Genomic DNA, 14,789 nt, shown 5'->3' on the forward strand with positions numbered 1-14,789 from the left:
CTTTTTTATGGTTCCTTCATCGTTTGCTGCCGATCAGGACACCATACGCTTTTCACATTTCCCTGTAACGGGGACAATATCAGGAAGCCGAAAAGACCCCTCTGAAATAAAAACGGGCTCATCATAAACGAATCCCCGGAGAGGACAACTGAAAAAAACACCCGAGGAGACAGTCAGATCCAGCGGTCCCTTTCTCCCTCCGGAAAAATATGTTGCCTTGACTTGTATCTAACTGCCATATATGTAAACTTTTTTATGCAGAGGATTTCTGCCTGAAGCCCGTTTCACAAGTGAGGGAAATCTGATGAACTGCATTGACGGTATTGAGGGTGTAGCTAAAAAGATCATTGACACACTGTATCATACGGCCCGGGAGCAGGGATGCGATGACACAGAATGTATCCGCTGTCTGAAGGCTGCCGTTGAAGGTGCAGGCAGTTTTGTTGGCAGCAACCGGGAAGTGGTCAGTGACCCCAGCCTGCTGACCCGTGAGCTGTATATTTATGCAAAAACGCTGTGGCTGTCTTCCCGCAGCCAAGGACCGGAAGAAAAAAAGGAACCCGACGAAGAATATTACGGTTACTACTTTGACCGTATCTATCACGAACAGAACTACCCCCTCTGAACGTAAAGCCCTGTGGGGAAAAACACGAAAAAAGACTTCAGGAGTTGCAATGGCGCTGACCAAAAATGACATCGTGGAAAGAATCAGCATTACAGGCTTCAACAAAAAACAATCCGTGGACATTGTTGAAACCCTGCTGATGATCATGAAAGACCAGTTGGCAGAAGGCAATGACGTACTGATTTCCGGTTTCGGAAAATTCTGCGTCAAGGAAAAAAGAGCCCGCAGGGGACGCAACCCGGCCACGGGTAGTGATCTGATTCTTCGTCCCCGAAGGGTTGTCACCTTTAAATGTTCCGGTAAGCTCCGGGATGCCATTAACGGTCCGGAATCCTGAAAAACGGCCCTGTTTGCATTATCCGGCAGCAGATGGAAAAGAAGTTTCCTCTGCTGTCGGCAGCCCCCCCTACCCGACAACAACCCCCAGACTCCGGTGATCAATCCCATGCCCCTGACACGTATGCGCCCCTTTACTCTGGCCCTGTGGATTATTACCCTTTTTACACTGTTGCGTTTTTTCCATGCCGGTGCATTCATGCTGGTCCCCGATGAAACCAACTACTGGCAGTGGGGAAGGCATCTGGACTGGGGCTACCATGATCAGGCGCCCATGATCGGATGGCTGATCCGTTTTTTCTGTGAAATCATGGGGCATACGGAAAGGGCCGTACGCATGCCCTCCATCCTTGGCATGGCCCTTGCCGGTCTGTATATGGTACTTACCGCGAGACGCTGGTTCGGAGAAGAGGCAGCCCTGGGAACCGCTTTAATCACCCAGTCCGTCCTGCTCTTTCAGGTGGGGGGTATCCTCGCCACCTCAGACGGCATACAGGCGGCTGCCTGGGCCGGTGCCACCTATCATGTGGCAAGGGCTTATGAAGAAAACAGCTGGTCCCAGTGGCTCTGGGGCGGATTCTGGTTCGGATTCGGTCTTTTATCCAAATTCACCATGGTACTCTTCGGTTTTTTTGCCCTTGCCTACGGCCTTGGATCAAAAATCCACAGAAAACGCCTTACAGGCATCCGGCCATGGGTGGCGGTCATCCTCGGCAGCCTGATGTTCATGCCCGTTATTTTCTGGAATCATTCCCACAACTGGAATTCCCTGCGCCATGTGGCCCATCTGGGAGGGGCCGGTTCGGAAACGGTTTTTACCCTTAAATATTTTTTTGAGTATCTGGGCTCGGAAATCGGGCTGATCACCCCCCTGATATTCCTCCTTGTCATCATGGCCTGGTTTGCAGCCTTTCGTAACGATGCACCGGGAAAACCATGGATACGCCATTATCTTCTGGCCACCTCCCTGCCCATGATTCTGTTTTTTGCCCTTCTCAGCCTGAAAACCCGCATTTACGGCAACTGGCCTGCGGCGGGCTATCTGGGGGCCGCTGTACTGGCAGCCGCTTTTTTCAGCCACGGAGCAAGGGTTCCTGAGGCCCCCATCTTCAAAAAGGGACGTAAAATATGGCCATGGGCCATCGGGTCCGGGCTGCTGCTCACGGGCCTCCTCCTCGTCCACGTACTCTACCCTATTCTGCCCATCCCCCCGGATAAGGACAGGTCTGCCATTGAAAGCAGCGGCTGGGATGACCTTGGCCAACGGGTTGCGGCCATGGCAGAAGAAATGCCCGTGGATCAGGACACCTTTTTCTTTGGTTTCAGGTATCAGATTGCAAGCGAGCTGGCCTTTTATATGCCGGGCCAGCCCCGTACCGTTTCCATCAACCGCTGGCACAGGCCCAATGTCTATGATTACTGGTGGAAAGATGCGGATATTCTGGGAAAAAACGCCATCGGCGTGTCAAGGCATCCGGATTTCAGGCAAAGGCTTCTGGAAGTTTTTGAGCATGTGGACGAGCCTGAGGTGTTTTCTGTGATGCGGCGGGGAGAGAAAGTCCGGGAACTCTTTATTTACCGATGCTATGGCTTTAAAGGGGGGCTCCGGTGGCAGCCCTCAAGGCCCGATGATGTACGGGCAAGGGGATAGCGCAGCGAACCTCAAAGGTTTCAGCAGGTCTTCAAAATACCTGCTGCGCCGGATTCAGCCCGCCTGCCCATCCAGTAGGTCCGGAACAGCATTTAAAGCAGAACCGTTTCCACCTTCAACTTCCATGGGAATCCATACCGAAATACAGCAGCCTTCACCGGGCCGGGAACGTATCTCAAAGCGCCCTCCAAGGAGGGCCACGCGTTCCGCCATGCCCTTCAGGCCCATGCCCCGTTCCGGCGATACGGAGCCCTCCTGCCTTTCCGCATCAAAGCCCATCCCATTGTCACGGATACGCAGAATAATATCCGGATGGGAAGCAATCAGCCGGATATCCACCCGGGTAGCCCCTGCATGTTTACGGATATTCCCCAAGGCCTCCTGTACAAGGCGGTAGAGGTTGATTTCTCTGTCAAAATCCCTGGCCGACCCCTCCATACCCGCCGTAACAAAATGCACGGGAATGCCCGTGTGATCCGTGAATTCCTGGCAATAACGATAAATGGTCCGGGAAAGTCCAAGGGTATCGAGATCTGGCGGACGAAGGGCATAGGCAATTTCCCTTAAATCCTTTATGGCATCCTGCAGCCTTCGTGACAGGTGTGAGGTCTGACGGCGGATGGGGGATCCGGATTCAAGCTGCATGGCCATATCCTCAAAGGCAATGCGCAGGGATGAAAGATCCTGGGCCACATGGTCATGCAGATCCCTTGCTATCCTGTGCCTTTCATTCTCAAGGGCACGCAGCAGTTCATGGGTCAACTGGGCAATGCGCCGCTCCGCACGCTTCTGGCTTGAAATATCTGTAATAACAGCAAAGCTACCCTGAAAAAGCCCCTTTTCATCCAGCAGGGCTTCGGCAGAAATAATCACAGGTATACTGCTCCCGGAATGATCCTGCAGACAGGCCTCATAGGCACTGCGCTGTCCGGCTTTTCTTTTTTCAAATTCCTTTTCCGCCCGGACCTTTGCAAGACCATCCATGAACTCAGAAAAATGACGGCCCAGCATTTCTTCCCTCGAAAGCCCCAGAAGTTCACACATGCGATCATTGACATAAACAATTTCACCATCAGGGCCGGAAACCCCCAGACAGTCATTCATTCGCTCCACAAGCTGGCGGTAGCGCATGCGGGATTCAGCCACCCTTTCGGCCAGTTCCCGTGCCTGTTTCTGCAGTTTCATCTTGGTTTCTTCAAGGGTTTTTCTTGCCTTATACTCTTTCATGCGCAGGCGGTGATTGGTCTCAGCAGCCATGAGGCAGATCCCAAGGGTCACAAGAACCAGTATATGACTGAGGAAAAAAAGCGATACCTGTTCCGACCCGCTTTTCCGGAGAATGACCAGAAAATAAACAAAATAGGGGATAAAAATATGGGGCAGCATCATGCGCGAGGGCAGCGCCATAATGGAAGAAAATGCCACAATGACCATAAGAAAACCGGCATAATAGGAAGTCCGGTAACCATCCGTAACAACAACAATAAGGATCATTGCAAAGGCGCAGACATAAAAACCGGCAAAGGCCAGCCTTGCACTTTGAAAACCAAGATCAATGCGGCGGTTTACCCAGAAAAGCATCAGGCAGATGAGACCCGTCCCAAAACGCAAAGGGGTAAGTGCCCATATTTTATCGGGATAATAGGCCCAGTCCGTAACGGTAAAAAAAGGAAAAAGCAGTGCAGCAAGCACAAGGAGCAGGCTGGTTCTATCCCTCACAAGAGGTGCCTGATCCTCCTCAAAATCCCTGTCTGTTCCACCCCTGAAATAATTTTTCCATCTGAGGCCCATGCAGGAAAGTGACCTTGCAGCCCCTGCAAGGCCACTTTTTAAATCAAACCGCATTACCTGCACCTTCAGCCGATATCATGGCGACCAAGTTTTTTATGCAGCCCCCGGATTTTGAATAGTTCACGGAAAACCGCCAGTGTTTTTCCAAGTGTGTCGTATTTAATTCTGGAATTTTCCTGATGGGTCCATGTAACGGGAAACTGCGCCACCCTGTAGTTCAACCGACGGGCAAGATAAAGAATTTCCGGATCAAAAATTACGCTGTGCAACTGCTGTCGGGAGAAAAGATTCTGCGACGCCTTCCTCGAAAATATTTTGAAACCACACTGGGTATCCGGGTAATCCATTCCCAGATAAAAATTCTGAATCAGGGTATAGAATTTTCCCGCCATCTCCCGCAGGGGTTTCTGGTGACGGCTGATATCTGCACCGGGTATGGCCCTGGATGCCATGGCAATATCCGCACCACGGTCCATTTCCTCCATTGCTCTGGGAATGAACGATGCGGGTACAGAATAATCCGCATCCATGAACAAAATCCTCTCGCCCATGGCACGGAGCATACCATAACGTACCGCGTAGCCCTTGCCTCTGTTGGGAAAATATTCAAGGCAGCGTATGGTAAGGCTGGCAGGGCCTTTAAAAGTTTCCACCACCTGACGGGTTCCATCCCGGCTGCCGTCACTTACCACAAGAATTTCTGCGTCCATGGCATTCTTTTCCAGCCACGCGGCAGTTTCATGCAGTGTTTTCTGAATACGGTCCTCTTCATTGTAAGCCGGAATGACGATAGAAAAACTCATGCGTCCCTTTCACCTCTTCCTTTAACGGCCTGACCCAGCTCTGTCAGTCAATGCCTGCCATAGGTGGCAAGCAAAATTTTGATATCATGTTTTTTTAATTAAATCAAGGCCATACAAAACCCTTTTGTGCCATCTCCTCCCGGCTCAGACCTTCCAGCTCATGGGGAAGAACAATCCAGTCCTCTGGTCCAAAAATCCGGTAGAAGTAGTCCGGCCGGATATGAACCTGAGTATTTTCAGGCTTATAATAAAGGGCTGCCAGGGAAAGGTGTACATCCGGATAGGGAAGTGCTGCAACAATGGCATCGTGTACCGCAAGCAAGGTTCTGCCCCGGTCAAAGATGTCATCCACCACAAGGATGCGGGTTCCGGGTTTTAGATGACGTATCACCGCACCCACATTGTCCACAAAGACTTCTTCTTCGGCCTCAAAAAAACCCGAGTAGGAACGTGCCTGAATGGTGGCATAATCTTTGGGCTTTCCCGTCAACACCATAAAAACTTCCTGCATATAAATGGAAACCTGGGCCCCGCCACGGGTTACACCGACAAAATGGTCAAAATCCAGTCCCTTTCGAAAAAGGTCCTTGGCAAAAGCCCAGCAATCCTGCTCCATCTGGCCTGCGGATATATACTGCTTTTCATGGAATGTTTCCATGTGCCTCCTGTATCCGGGAAATAATTATAACGTGAAAAAAGCGTCAGCCTTGTAATGATTCAGCAGGCTTCCCTTCTCCCTCCAGGCGGTGGCTGAGGCTCTCGAAGCCTGAGGAACCCCGGCACACAGGTCACAAACCGGAGCTGTTCCATGTGCTGTAAGCTTGTTGGCCTGAGTGCCGAAGGGAAGAAAGAAAGCCGTAAAAAACACCTTGCCCGTTGACTTTTTCTAAAGATTTTAAGGCTGAAAAAGTCAGAAAACCCATGCTTGAATAATTACAAGCTTTTTACAGCGCCTTGAGCAGGAGCTCGATCATGGAAAAGACACCGATGATCCACATAACCGGATGAATCTTACGGATATTACCGGAAAATGAAGAGACAAGAATAAAAGAAAGAAACCCTACACAAAGCCCCATGCTGATGCTGAAGGTCAGGGGCATGAGTATGATGGTAAGAAATGCGGGCAGGGCCACTTCAAAATTCTGGAAATCAATTTTCTGAACATTTTTAAACATGAAAACGCCCACAACAATCAGGGCAGGGGCCGTTGCAAAGGCAGGCACCACAGCAATAAAAGGCGTGAACAGAAGGGCCGCAAGGAAAAAGAACCCCGTACTCAATGCCGTAAGTCCTGTGCGGCCGCCCTGTGCAATACCGGAGCCAGACTCAATGTAGGTGGTGGTGGTACTGGTTCCCATAAGTGCACCGGCTACGGTTGCCACGGCATCGGCTTCCAGCACCCTGTCAATGGAACGGATATTGCCATCCTTATCCACCATATCCGCTTCATAGGAACAGGCTACAACAGTGCCTACTGAATCAAAAAGATCCACAAACATAAATGAAAAAATAGCCCCTGCAAAGCCCCATTTCAATGCAGAAAGGATATCCAGTTCCATAAAAATAGGAGCGATGGAAGGAGGCGTTGAAAAAAAGCCGTCAGGAACTCCCACAAGGCCGAATATCATACCAAGAATGGTGGTCACAATAATACCCACAAGAATAGACCCACGAATCTTCATCACCTCAAAAACCGCAATGAGGGCAAGCCCCACAAGACCGAGTGCAACGGGAGTTGTCAGGGTACCAAGCGTGACCATAGTGGCGGGATGGGGCACAAACAGACCAAGGGTTTTGAAACCAATAAATGTGATGAAAAGTCCGATACCCGCAGCCGTTCCCAGACGCAGTTCCATGGGGATGGCTGCAATAATCCATTTACGCACCCCCAGAAGGGTGAGAACAAGAAAAAAGATACCGGAAATAAAAACAACCCCCAGCGCCGTCTGCCATGCCATTCCCTGTCCCAACACAAGGGTATAGGCAAAAAAAGCATTCAGCCCCATACCCGGTGCCATGGCAAAGGGGACATTGGCCCAGAGACCCACAAGGATGGTTGCAAAGGCTGCAGCCAGAATGGTGGCGGTAATCAGTGCGCCCTTGTCCATCCCTGCATCCCCCAAGATATTGGGGTTTACAAAAATAATATAGGCCATGGTAAGAAAAGTTGTAAGGCCTGCCATAATTTCCTGACGAAAAGAGGTCCGATTTTCCGTCAGTTTAAAAAAAACATTCAGTTGTGCGATCATTTTTCAAGTCTCTTTATGGGGTTAGAATTGCAGATATTCAGCATATACGCACTCTTTAAGCAAAAAGTCTTTATTTTTATCCTTTCATTCGGAATGCTACAGACTGAAATCCTTAAGTATGAATAAAGGTTAAGTTCTGAAAACCAGCGACCATATCAAATATGGCAACTTAAAAAATTGTATCCTTTAGCATGCAAATATTTTAAGGTCAATCTGCATACTTTCATCAATATTTTTCCAAACAATCCCCAGCGAAGGGACGAGAACAATGTTCTTGATATTAAAGCAAAAAAAAGGAAGATAACGGAACAGACACCGCCCTCTCCCCGTAATTCCTGAACAGGCCTCTTGCCACTGCCATAGGGCAGTTCAGCGGTTTTCACTCCGATACTGAAGCTTCCGTTTGTTGCGGGACGGGCCTCTGCGGGGGCATGACACCAAACTCGTGGCGCAGCTCCGGATAGCCAAGGATAAACTCTTCAAGGCTTTCTTCACTGGATGCCACAATGATATTTCTGATTTCTATTTCTTCCAGACGGTTATCAAAGTACGGAGCCAGCATATTCCGAAGGTGAAGGCGAAATTCCTTTACCCTGTCAAATGAATTCATATCACGGTATTCCAGACTGGAGAGATAAAAAAGAATGGTTTCACGAACTTCAGGATGCAGGGGCGGCGGTGGCGGTATCTCTTCCGGACTGCTTACCGGATATTCAAGCCCCAGGACAAACTCCATCTCCATACAAAGAAAACGTTGCCTTTCCAGTACTCTGGTGCGGGCAATATTGACAATAATAGGTTCCATTCTCACCACCTGATGGGCCAGTATTTCACCAGCTACAGGACGTTGGGCCCTCACCTTGCTCCACTCCGATGTTCTTCCTGTTTCCGGATGCCTTAAGACAAGCTTTCCCGGCTCAAGGGTTTCTATGTCAAAGGTCTGCAGGGAGCCAGCTGGCCACATACCTGCTTCCTCTGCTGTTTCAACGGAAAAAACCAGACGGTCTCTGGATTCCATTTTCCAGCGCCCCGTACTCTGCCCTCTTTTTTCTATAATTTTGGTATGCTGTCCTTCCATTCTGTCCTCGGACTGCCATGATCCATTATTCCTTAAGGTGAGAATGGTATGGACATTCATATGGGAAATCCGCCAGCTTCCAATGAGAAGCAATCTCGGGTCTTCCTCCCTTTCACCACCACAGGAGACAAGTCCGGCCAAAAAGAGGATCAGAACCGCCCGGAAAAAAAGTCTCATGCGTCCTCCCTGTCCGGGTTTTCCTGATCCCTGTTCTCTTCATGGCAGATACAGTCATTTTCTCCGCATTGTGTGCAGATAAAATGTGCAGCACCTTTTTTTTTACGGTCAGCCAGCCTTCGTACCCCGAAAAACACAAGAAAAAATAAAACAAAAAGAACGATCCACTCCATGATTATACCTCTCCGGAAGCATCCGGTGCCATAAAGGCAGCGGGAAAGGGAATGATGCGGCAGCCTGAAACAGGATCACCATGATCCACCCTGACCTTAATGCCGAAACAGCGACAGGAAAGCCAGTATCCCTGACAACAGGGGCATATTTCAAGAAAACACCCCACATGATGAAGACCACCAGGCATCACACCGCAGCAGGGACAGCGGGATGGCAGACCATCCTGCTCGAAAACCGTCTTTTTCCGTGGGCTGTAAGGAACCGGCAGATAATGCACCCCATGAATACGAATACGGCTTTCAGCACAGCTTGATGCCGCTGAATACCGGCCACAGAAATTGCATCGGTCCATACCTGCCCCCTCTTTCATCATGAAAGCATTGAGCAAAAGCCCCCTGCTATCCCATATCTGCTGCACTGCCAGCATGTTTTTTTACCTGCACCATAAAACCATCCAGCTCCATGGAACAGATTTTTTTTCTTTCTTCTATGGCATCATGATAACGGTTAAAAACGGGCAGGGCCTTTGAATAGCCCTTGAGCACCTCCTTCAGGGAAGTGCCATCGGACAGAAAAACGGCATCCTCTTCCCCCGGAGATACGCCCGTGCTTCGGATTTCATCCCTGTACCGCTCCACAGTCATGATAGCTTCCCTGTCCGCAGGGCTTACATTCTGAAAGCAGGCAAGGTGATCCAGCCCGTTTCTGATGGCAGGAATCAGCTCTTCCTGTCCTGCACGGATACAGCGAAGGGCCTGAAACTTAAAAGCCAGCCGTATCCATGCCTCGGGATAGGGCAGCGCTCCTTTATCTGCAATATAGGTTTCCTTTTCCTCAAGAACCTCAAGGAAGCGCTGCTGCAGTTTCATGGCCCATGAAGACATCCCCGGCCCTGCGGCAAACATTTCTTCCACAAGCCGCCCGTCCCCTTTTTCCTGAAGATCCGCAAGCTCTTCAATACGCTGCCCGTTAAACTCTTCTGGCGTCTTTTTCCCTTGCCTTGTGCTTATGCGGAAAAAACCGGAAAGAAATTCCAGCCACCGGGGCCCCCCTTTCCTTTCATTCATTGTTCTGCACTCCCTTTATACATTTTTAAAAATAAACGGATCCCAGTGCAATCTGCATATCCCAAAGTCAAACAGATCCATGGCACGGGGATCACAAGCGTTCAGCCTGAGCCCATGGCGCAAACACCGATATCTTTTCACGCAGGATCTTCTGTATGGAGCTTGGGCCAGGCATGGAAAATAGCCTTCAGCAGGGTTGCAAGGGGGATGGCAAAAAATACTCCCCAGAATCCCCAGAGTCCGCCAAAAACCAGCACTGCCAGAATAATGGATACGGGATGAAGATTCACGGCCTCGGAGAAAAGAAGGGGAACCAGCACGTTGCCATCAAGGAGCTGTATCAAGCCATAAACGGCCATGACCCACAAAAAATCCGAACTGATGCCAAACTGAAAAAGCGCAATCAGTGCAACCGGAATGGTCACAACGGCAGCACCTATATAAGGTACAAGGACAGAAAATCCCACAAGCAGGGCAAGGAGTTCCGCATACCCCAGCCCCAGCCAGACAAAGCAGGCCCATGTCACACCGGCCACTATCAGAATTTCTATGGCCTTACCCCTGATATAGTTTGTAATCTGATCATCCATTTCGTTCCAGACCCTGCTGAGAAGGCTCCGTTTTTCAGGCATGAGGGAAGAAACATAGGCAACCAGCTTTTCCTGATCCTTCAGCATGAAAAAAACCAGAATAGGCACAAGAATCAGGTAGATCAGCCAAGCCACAAGACTCGGAATACTGGAAAGGGAAAGTCCCACCAGCCACTGGCCCAGCTTGCGAAGTTCTCCACTGGCCTCAGTAAAGATCTGATCGATATGCTGCTGGGATAAAAACTGGGGATAGGCCGCCTGCATTTCCACAAACCAGACCTGGGCAGCCCTGACCATACCGGGCAATTCCCGGGCCAGACTCAGTATCTGCTGCCAGATCAGAGGCAACAGCCAGAAAAGAACGCCCAGCAAAACCCCCATAAAAAGGCTGAATGCAATAATTACTGCAGGCAGACGGGGCATGCGGAAACGCTGCAAGGTATTCACAACGCTTTGCAGCAGAAAGGTCATAACTACAGATACAAGAAAAGGGGCAAGCATGCGGCTGAAAAAAATGATTACCAGAAAAAAGACCAAAAGCAGCAGGGTAAAAATAATGGCTTCTTCATCGGAAAAATACCGGTGCATCCACTTATTATAAATTTCCTTAAACACGCTCTTTCTCCTGTCATATTATAATCAGAGTGATTGTTCAGCACATTTTATTTCGAATTGCCAAGACTGCATTTTCATCAGCTTGGTACCCTTGGAAGGCCCCTTGGCTATTTGCAAGGTGACATTACAATCGTTTGCGTCACGGCAAATAGCTTAGGGGCCTGTGTGTCCGGAGCAATGGGAGTATGTTGTATCTTTCAGCTACCGGGAACCCTTTCATGGCAGGATAAGGATCAGATAATAAGGATTGAATCTGCCTGGTAATCTGAAAAATAATTCCATATCGAGTATCAGATTTTATGGATTTTATGCAAGCAGCCATTTTTACCATACAGGAAAAGCGCAGGGGCCACCCTTTGCCTTTTAAAGGCCGTTGAAAGCGTCTGCGGCAGATGGCAGACAGCCAGATCCATTGCATACAATAAACAAAAAAACCACAGATCCCTTTATATTCGTATTTCAAATGTTCTCCCACCGGCACCCAAAGTAAAAAAACACTTAATAATCAAAAAGATAAAAATACGACTCGAAAAATAATAACGCCAAAAATTTGACACAAACCTCAGTTTGTGCATATATTATCCTTTGTTCAGTATGTATAAGGCTATGAAGGAAAATACTTCACGGAGTATGGTATTTTCCAAAACGACAGGATGATCAATGGAATCAGAAAATAAAATCAAAATACGGGTAGAAAATCTCACCAAAATTTTCGGCCCGAAATCACGTATTCCCGAAGCACAGCAATTGCTTGAAAAGGGGGAAAACAAAGAAAACATCTTAAAAAAAACCAAGTGTGGCATTGGCGTTTCCAATGCCAGCTTTACGGTAATGGAAGGGGAAATCATCGTTATCATGGGTCTTTCCGGCAGTGGAAAATCCACCCTTGTCCGTTGCCTTAACCGCCTCATCGACCCTACAGAGGGAAAAATTTTCATCGATGATGAAGATATCACCACCCTTTCCCCCAATGAACTCCGCAGGGTCAGGCTTACCAAGCTTGGCATGGTTTTTCAGAATTTTGCCCTCTTTCCCCACAGAACGGTCTGCCAGAATGCTGAATACGGCCTTGAAATTCAGGGGATGGCCCCCGAAGAAAGGCGTCAGAAAGCCTTCACAGCTCTTGAACAGGTAGGGCTGAAAGGCTGGGAAAACCACTATCCCCACAATCTTTCCGGCGGCATGCAGCAGCGCGTGGGCCTTGCAAGGGCACTGGCCATGGATCCGGACATCCTTCTCATGGATGAGGCTTTCAGTGCTCTGGACCCCCTGATCCGTTCAGACATGCAGGATGAGCTCATCGGATTGCAGCAACAGCTTCAGAAAACCATCGTATTCATCAGCCATGATCTGGATGAGGCCTTAAAGCTCGGGGACAGGATTATCCTGATGAAAGATGGGGCCATCGTTCAAAGTGGTACGGCCGAAGAAATCCTCACAAATCCGGCAACGGAGTATGTGGCCCGTTTTGTGGAAAATGTGGATATCAGCAAGGTTCTTACCGCCGAGTCCGTTATGATTAAACCCAAGGCCATGGCATCCCCGGAGGTCCACGGCCCAAAATCTGCCCTGCGCTTTATGCAGAAGGAAGGCTTTTCCCAGATATTTGTCCATGACAAAAAAAAGCAGGTGATCGGACTGGTTTCTGCGGATGCTGCCTCGGAAGCCGCACAGCGGGGCGAGAAGGATCTTTTTTCCATCATGCAAAAGGATTTTATCCATGTCACACCGGACACGCCCGCAGCCGACCTGATTCCCATACTGGCAGACATCCCCTACCCCCTGCCTGTACTGGAAAATGGAAAAATGAAGGGCATCATTATACGCGGCTCCCTGCTGGCAGCCCTGTCCGAAAGGGGAAGGAGCAGTGACAATGCCTAGAATTCCCCTTGGAGAAGCCATTGAAGCTTCCATCAATTTTTTTGTTGAAAATTTTTCTTTTTTGACCATTGCCTTTACCCGCATCATGGAAGGTGTCATTTCTTTCATGGAAAACACCCTGATGCTCCTGCACCCCCTGCTCTTCATTGTTATCGTGGCGGCACTGGTCTTCTGGCTGACCCGGAAAAGGGGGCTTTCACTGTTTTCCCTTGCAGGTCTTCTGCTCATCTGGAACATGCAGTTGTGGGATGCCACCGTAAGTACCATTACACTGGTACTCATCGCCACACTGACCGCCCTTGTCATCGGCATACCCATCGGTATAGTTGCAGCCCTGAGCAGCAGGGTGAACAGGGTGGTGCAGCCGGTACTGGATGTCATGCAGACCATGCCCGCCTTTGTCTATCTCATCCCGGCCATCCCCTTTTTCGGCCTTGGCAAGGTTGCCGCCATCTTTGCTACGGTGATCTTTTCCATGCCACCGGCCATCCGGCTGACCTGCCTCGGTATTCAGCAGGTACCAAAAGATCTTGTGGAGTGTGCCGATGCCTTCGGATCCAGCAGGTGGCAGAAGCTTTTCAAGCTCCAGCTTCCCATGGCAACCCCCACCATCATGGCTGGAGTGAACCAGACGGTCATGCTGGCCCTTTCCATGGTGGTCATTGCCGCCATGATCGGTGCAAGGGGGCTTGGGGGTGAAGTCTGGCGGGCCATCCAGCGCCTGCAGATGGGCAGCGGCTTTGAAGCCGGTATCGCCATTGTCATAGTGGCCATTATTCTGGACCGGGTGCTTCAGCACCTTGGATCCAAAAAACAATAACTTGTAAAGGAGTTTTATGATGAAAAGATCCGTTTTCCTTTCCCTTTTTACAGCATTCATGACCCTGATGATTCTGGGATCCGGCACAGCCCTTGCCCAGAAAAAAGTACGTCTTGCCTATGTCGAGTGGGACTGTTCCGCAGCCAGCACCCACCTTGTTCAGGCTGTTCTTCAGGAAAAAATGGGATATGAGGTGGAAATTCTTCCCGTGGCCGCCGCAGCCATGTTTCAGGCCCTTGCTACGGGCAATGTGGATGGCATGGTAACGGCATGGCTTCCCGTGACCCATGAGGATTACTATGAGAGGGTCAAAAACCGGGTGGAAGATCTCGGACCCATTGTGGGCGGTGCCAAGCTGGGATGGGCGGTGCCATCCTATGTGAACATTGATTCCATTGAAGAAATCAACGACCATGCGGCAAAATTCAAAAACCGGGTTGTGGGCATTGATCCCGGTGCCGGGCTCATGCGCCTTTCCGAACAGGCCATGAAAGATTACGGACTCAATAAAATGCAGCTCATGGAAGGCAGTGGCGCCACCATGACGGCAGCTCTGGATACGGCCATCCGCCGCAATGAGTGGGTGGTGGTAACGGCCTGGTCTCCTCACTGGATGTTTGGCGCCTGGGATCTCAAATACCTTGATGACCCCAAAGGCATTCTCGGGGGAGAGGAGTTTATCCATACCCTTGTCCGCAAAGATCTGAAAAAAGACATGCCTGAAGTTTATAATTTCCTAAAAAACTTTGCATGGAAAGATGCAGGACAGCTTCAGATGGTCATGGCCTGGGATCAGGAGAGGGGTGCTGACCGCTATGAAAATGCCAAACGTTTTATTAAAGAAAATGAAGAACAGGTTAAGGGCTGGCTGAAATAAAATCTGCTGCTTTTTGCTTGATATAAAAGGCCATTCTTTTTTCTGATTACTACCC

Annotated in this window: 15 protein-coding genes; 6 read left to right on the plus strand and 9 right to left on the minus strand. The window is 49.6% G+C overall.

All coding sequences use genetic code 11. The features are described 5' to 3' along the window. The first annotated feature begins 304 nt into the window (after nt 1–304). The 3 genes from LZ24_RS04870 (at nt 305) to LZ24_RS04880 (ending at nt 2,612) form a co-directional block, all read left to right on the plus strand. Entirely contained in the window at nt 305–625 is a 321-nt protein-coding gene (locus tag LZ24_RS04870; RefSeq protein ID WP_144682933.1) for a hypothetical protein, read from the plus strand. Between the two features lie 49 nt (nt 626–674). Further along, on the plus strand, nt 675–962 hold the full coding sequence (locus LZ24_RS04875) for an integration host factor subunit alpha (RefSeq protein ID WP_144682934.1): 288 nt from the start codon (nt 675–677) through the stop codon (nt 960–962). Between the two features lie 108 nt (nt 963–1,070). Then, a complete protein-coding gene (locus LZ24_RS04880) occupies nt 1,071–2,612 on the plus strand; it encodes a glycosyltransferase family 39 protein (RefSeq protein ID WP_144682936.1) in 1,542 nt (513 codons plus the stop codon). Nucleotides 2,613–2,666: 54 nt separating this feature from the next. Here the strand turns inward: LZ24_RS04880 and LZ24_RS04885 are convergent, their stop codons facing one another. The 9 genes from LZ24_RS04885 to LZ24_RS04920 form a co-directional block, all read right to left on the minus strand. Next, on the minus strand, nt 2,667–4,457 hold the full coding sequence (locus LZ24_RS04885) for a PAS domain-containing sensor histidine kinase (RefSeq protein WP_144682938.1): 1,791 nt from the start codon (nt 4,455–4,457) through the stop codon (nt 2,667–2,669). 11 nt (nt 4,458–4,468) lie between these two features. Then, nucleotides 4,469–5,206 carry a dolichyl-phosphate beta-glucosyltransferase gene (locus LZ24_RS04890; RefSeq protein WP_144682940.1) on the minus strand — a complete coding sequence of 246 codons (738 nt, stop codon included), beginning with the start codon at nt 5,204–5,206 and terminating at the stop codon, nt 4,469–4,471. 103 nt (nt 5,207–5,309) lie between these two features. Then, the gene (locus tag LZ24_RS04895) at nt 5,310–5,864 is read right to left on the minus strand and encodes a phosphoribosyltransferase (protein WP_144682942.1); all 555 of its coding nucleotides are present in this window, start codon (nt 5,862–5,864) and stop codon (nt 5,310–5,312) included. Nucleotides 5,865–6,150: 286 nt separating this feature from the next. Further along, complete coding sequence (locus LZ24_RS04900; protein WP_144682944.1) at nt 6,151–7,455, minus strand: NCS2 family permease; 1,305 nt, start codon at nt 7,453–7,455, stop codon at nt 6,151–6,153. A 379-nt stretch (nt 7,456–7,834) separates the two neighbouring features. Next, nucleotides 7,835–8,710, minus strand: a complete 876-nt coding sequence (locus tag LZ24_RS04905) for a flagellar basal body-associated FliL family protein (protein ID WP_144682946.1) — start codon at nt 8,708–8,710, stop codon at nt 7,835–7,837. After that, nucleotides 8,707–8,883, minus strand: coding sequence for a hypothetical protein (locus LZ24_RS17150; RefSeq protein ID WP_186442937.1), 177 nt, complete (start codon nt 8,881–8,883; stop codon nt 8,707–8,709). The genes LZ24_RS04905 and LZ24_RS17150 overlap by 4 nt, the downstream gene beginning before the upstream one ends. Nucleotides 8,884–8,885: 2 nt before the next feature. Further along, nucleotides 8,886–9,236: a hypothetical protein gene (locus LZ24_RS04910; protein WP_144682948.1), complete on the minus strand. Its 351-nt coding sequence runs from the start codon at nt 9,234–9,236 to the stop codon at nt 8,886–8,888. Between the two features lie 46 nt (nt 9,237–9,282). Then, nucleotides 9,283–9,951 carry a hypothetical protein gene (locus tag LZ24_RS04915; RefSeq protein WP_144682950.1) on the minus strand — a complete coding sequence of 223 codons (669 nt, stop codon included), beginning with the start codon at nt 9,949–9,951 and terminating at the stop codon, nt 9,283–9,285. 137 nt (nt 9,952–10,088) lie between these two features. Continuing rightward, nucleotides 10,089–11,156 carry an AI-2E family transporter gene (locus LZ24_RS04920; protein WP_222427534.1) on the minus strand — a complete coding sequence of 356 codons (1,068 nt, stop codon included), beginning with the start codon at nt 11,154–11,156 and terminating at the stop codon, nt 10,089–10,091. Nucleotides 11,157–11,816: 660 nt separating this feature from the next. Here LZ24_RS04920 and LZ24_RS04925 point away from each other — a divergent pair. The 3 genes from LZ24_RS04925 to LZ24_RS04935 are packed head-to-tail and all read left to right on the plus strand — an operon-like array spanning nt 11,817 to nt 14,734. Beyond that, nucleotides 11,817–13,037 (plus strand): quaternary amine ABC transporter ATP-binding protein, encoded by a 1,221-nt coding sequence (locus LZ24_RS04925; RefSeq protein ID WP_144682952.1) that lies wholly within the window; start codon nt 11,817–11,819, stop codon nt 13,035–13,037. Beyond that, nucleotides 13,030–13,857, plus strand: a complete 828-nt coding sequence (locus LZ24_RS04930) for an ABC transporter permease (RefSeq protein ID WP_144682954.1) — start codon at nt 13,030–13,032, stop codon at nt 13,855–13,857. Before LZ24_RS04925 ends, LZ24_RS04930 begins: the two co-directional genes overlap by 8 nt. A 16-nt stretch (nt 13,858–13,873) precedes the next feature. After that, nucleotides 13,874–14,734, plus strand: a complete 861-nt coding sequence (locus LZ24_RS04935; RefSeq protein ID WP_246118518.1) for a glycine betaine ABC transporter substrate-binding protein — start codon at nt 13,874–13,876, stop codon at nt 14,732–14,734. Nucleotides 14,735–14,789 lie beyond the last annotated feature (55 nt).

The sequence above is a fragment of the Desulfobotulus alkaliphilus genome, from assembly GCF_007830435.1.
In the GTDB taxonomy this organism is placed as follows: domain Bacteria; phylum Desulfobacterota; class Desulfobacteria; order Desulfobacterales; family ASO4-4; genus Desulfobotulus; species Desulfobotulus alkaliphilus.

What these genes read in the sequence shown, in the direction of transcription:
- LZ24_RS04870 (WP_144682933.1), top strand. Translation starts at nt 305, where the DNA reads ATGAACTGCATTGACGGTATTGAGGGTGTAGCTAAAAAGATCATTGAC.
- LZ24_RS04875 (WP_144682934.1), top strand. Translation starts at nt 675, where the DNA reads ATGGCGCTGACCAAAAATGACATCGTGGAAAGAATCAGCATTACAGGC.
- LZ24_RS04880 (WP_144682936.1), top strand. Translation starts at nt 1,071, where the DNA reads ATGCCCCTGACACGTATGCGCCCCTTTACTCTGGCCCTGTGGATTATT.
- LZ24_RS04885 (WP_144682938.1), bottom strand. Translation starts at nt 4,457, where the DNA reads ATGCGGTTTGATTTAAAAAGTGGCCTTGCAGGGGCTGCAAGGTCACTT.
- LZ24_RS04890 (WP_144682940.1), bottom strand. Translation starts at nt 5,206, where the DNA reads ATGAGTTTTTCTATCGTCATTCCGGCTTACAATGAAGAGGACCGTATT.
- LZ24_RS04895 (WP_144682942.1), bottom strand. Translation starts at nt 5,864, where the DNA reads ATGGAAACATTCCATGAAAAGCAGTATATATCCGCAGGCCAGATGGAG.
- LZ24_RS04900 (WP_144682944.1), bottom strand. Translation starts at nt 7,455, where the DNA reads ATGATCGCACAACTGAATGTTTTTTTTAAACTGACGGAAAATCGGACC.
- LZ24_RS04905 (WP_144682946.1), bottom strand. Translation starts at nt 8,710, where the DNA reads ATGAGACTTTTTTTCCGGGCGGTTCTGATCCTCTTTTTGGCCGGACTT.
- LZ24_RS17150 (WP_186442937.1), bottom strand. Translation starts at nt 8,883, where the DNA reads ATGGAGTGGATCGTTCTTTTTGTTTTATTTTTTCTTGTGTTTTTCGGG.
- LZ24_RS04910 (WP_144682948.1), bottom strand. Translation starts at nt 9,236, where the DNA reads ATGGACCGATGCAATTTCTGTGGCCGGTATTCAGCGGCATCAAGCTGT.
- LZ24_RS04915 (WP_144682950.1), bottom strand. Translation starts at nt 9,951, where the DNA reads ATGAATGAAAGGAAAGGGGGGCCCCGGTGGCTGGAATTTCTTTCCGGT.
- LZ24_RS04925 (WP_144682952.1), top strand. Translation starts at nt 11,817, where the DNA reads ATGGAATCAGAAAATAAAATCAAAATACGGGTAGAAAATCTCACCAAA.
- LZ24_RS04930 (WP_144682954.1), top strand. Translation starts at nt 13,030, where the DNA reads ATGCCTAGAATTCCCCTTGGAGAAGCCATTGAAGCTTCCATCAATTTT.
- LZ24_RS04935 (WP_246118518.1), top strand. Translation starts at nt 13,874, where the DNA reads ATGATGAAAAGATCCGTTTTCCTTTCCCTTTTTACAGCATTCATGACC.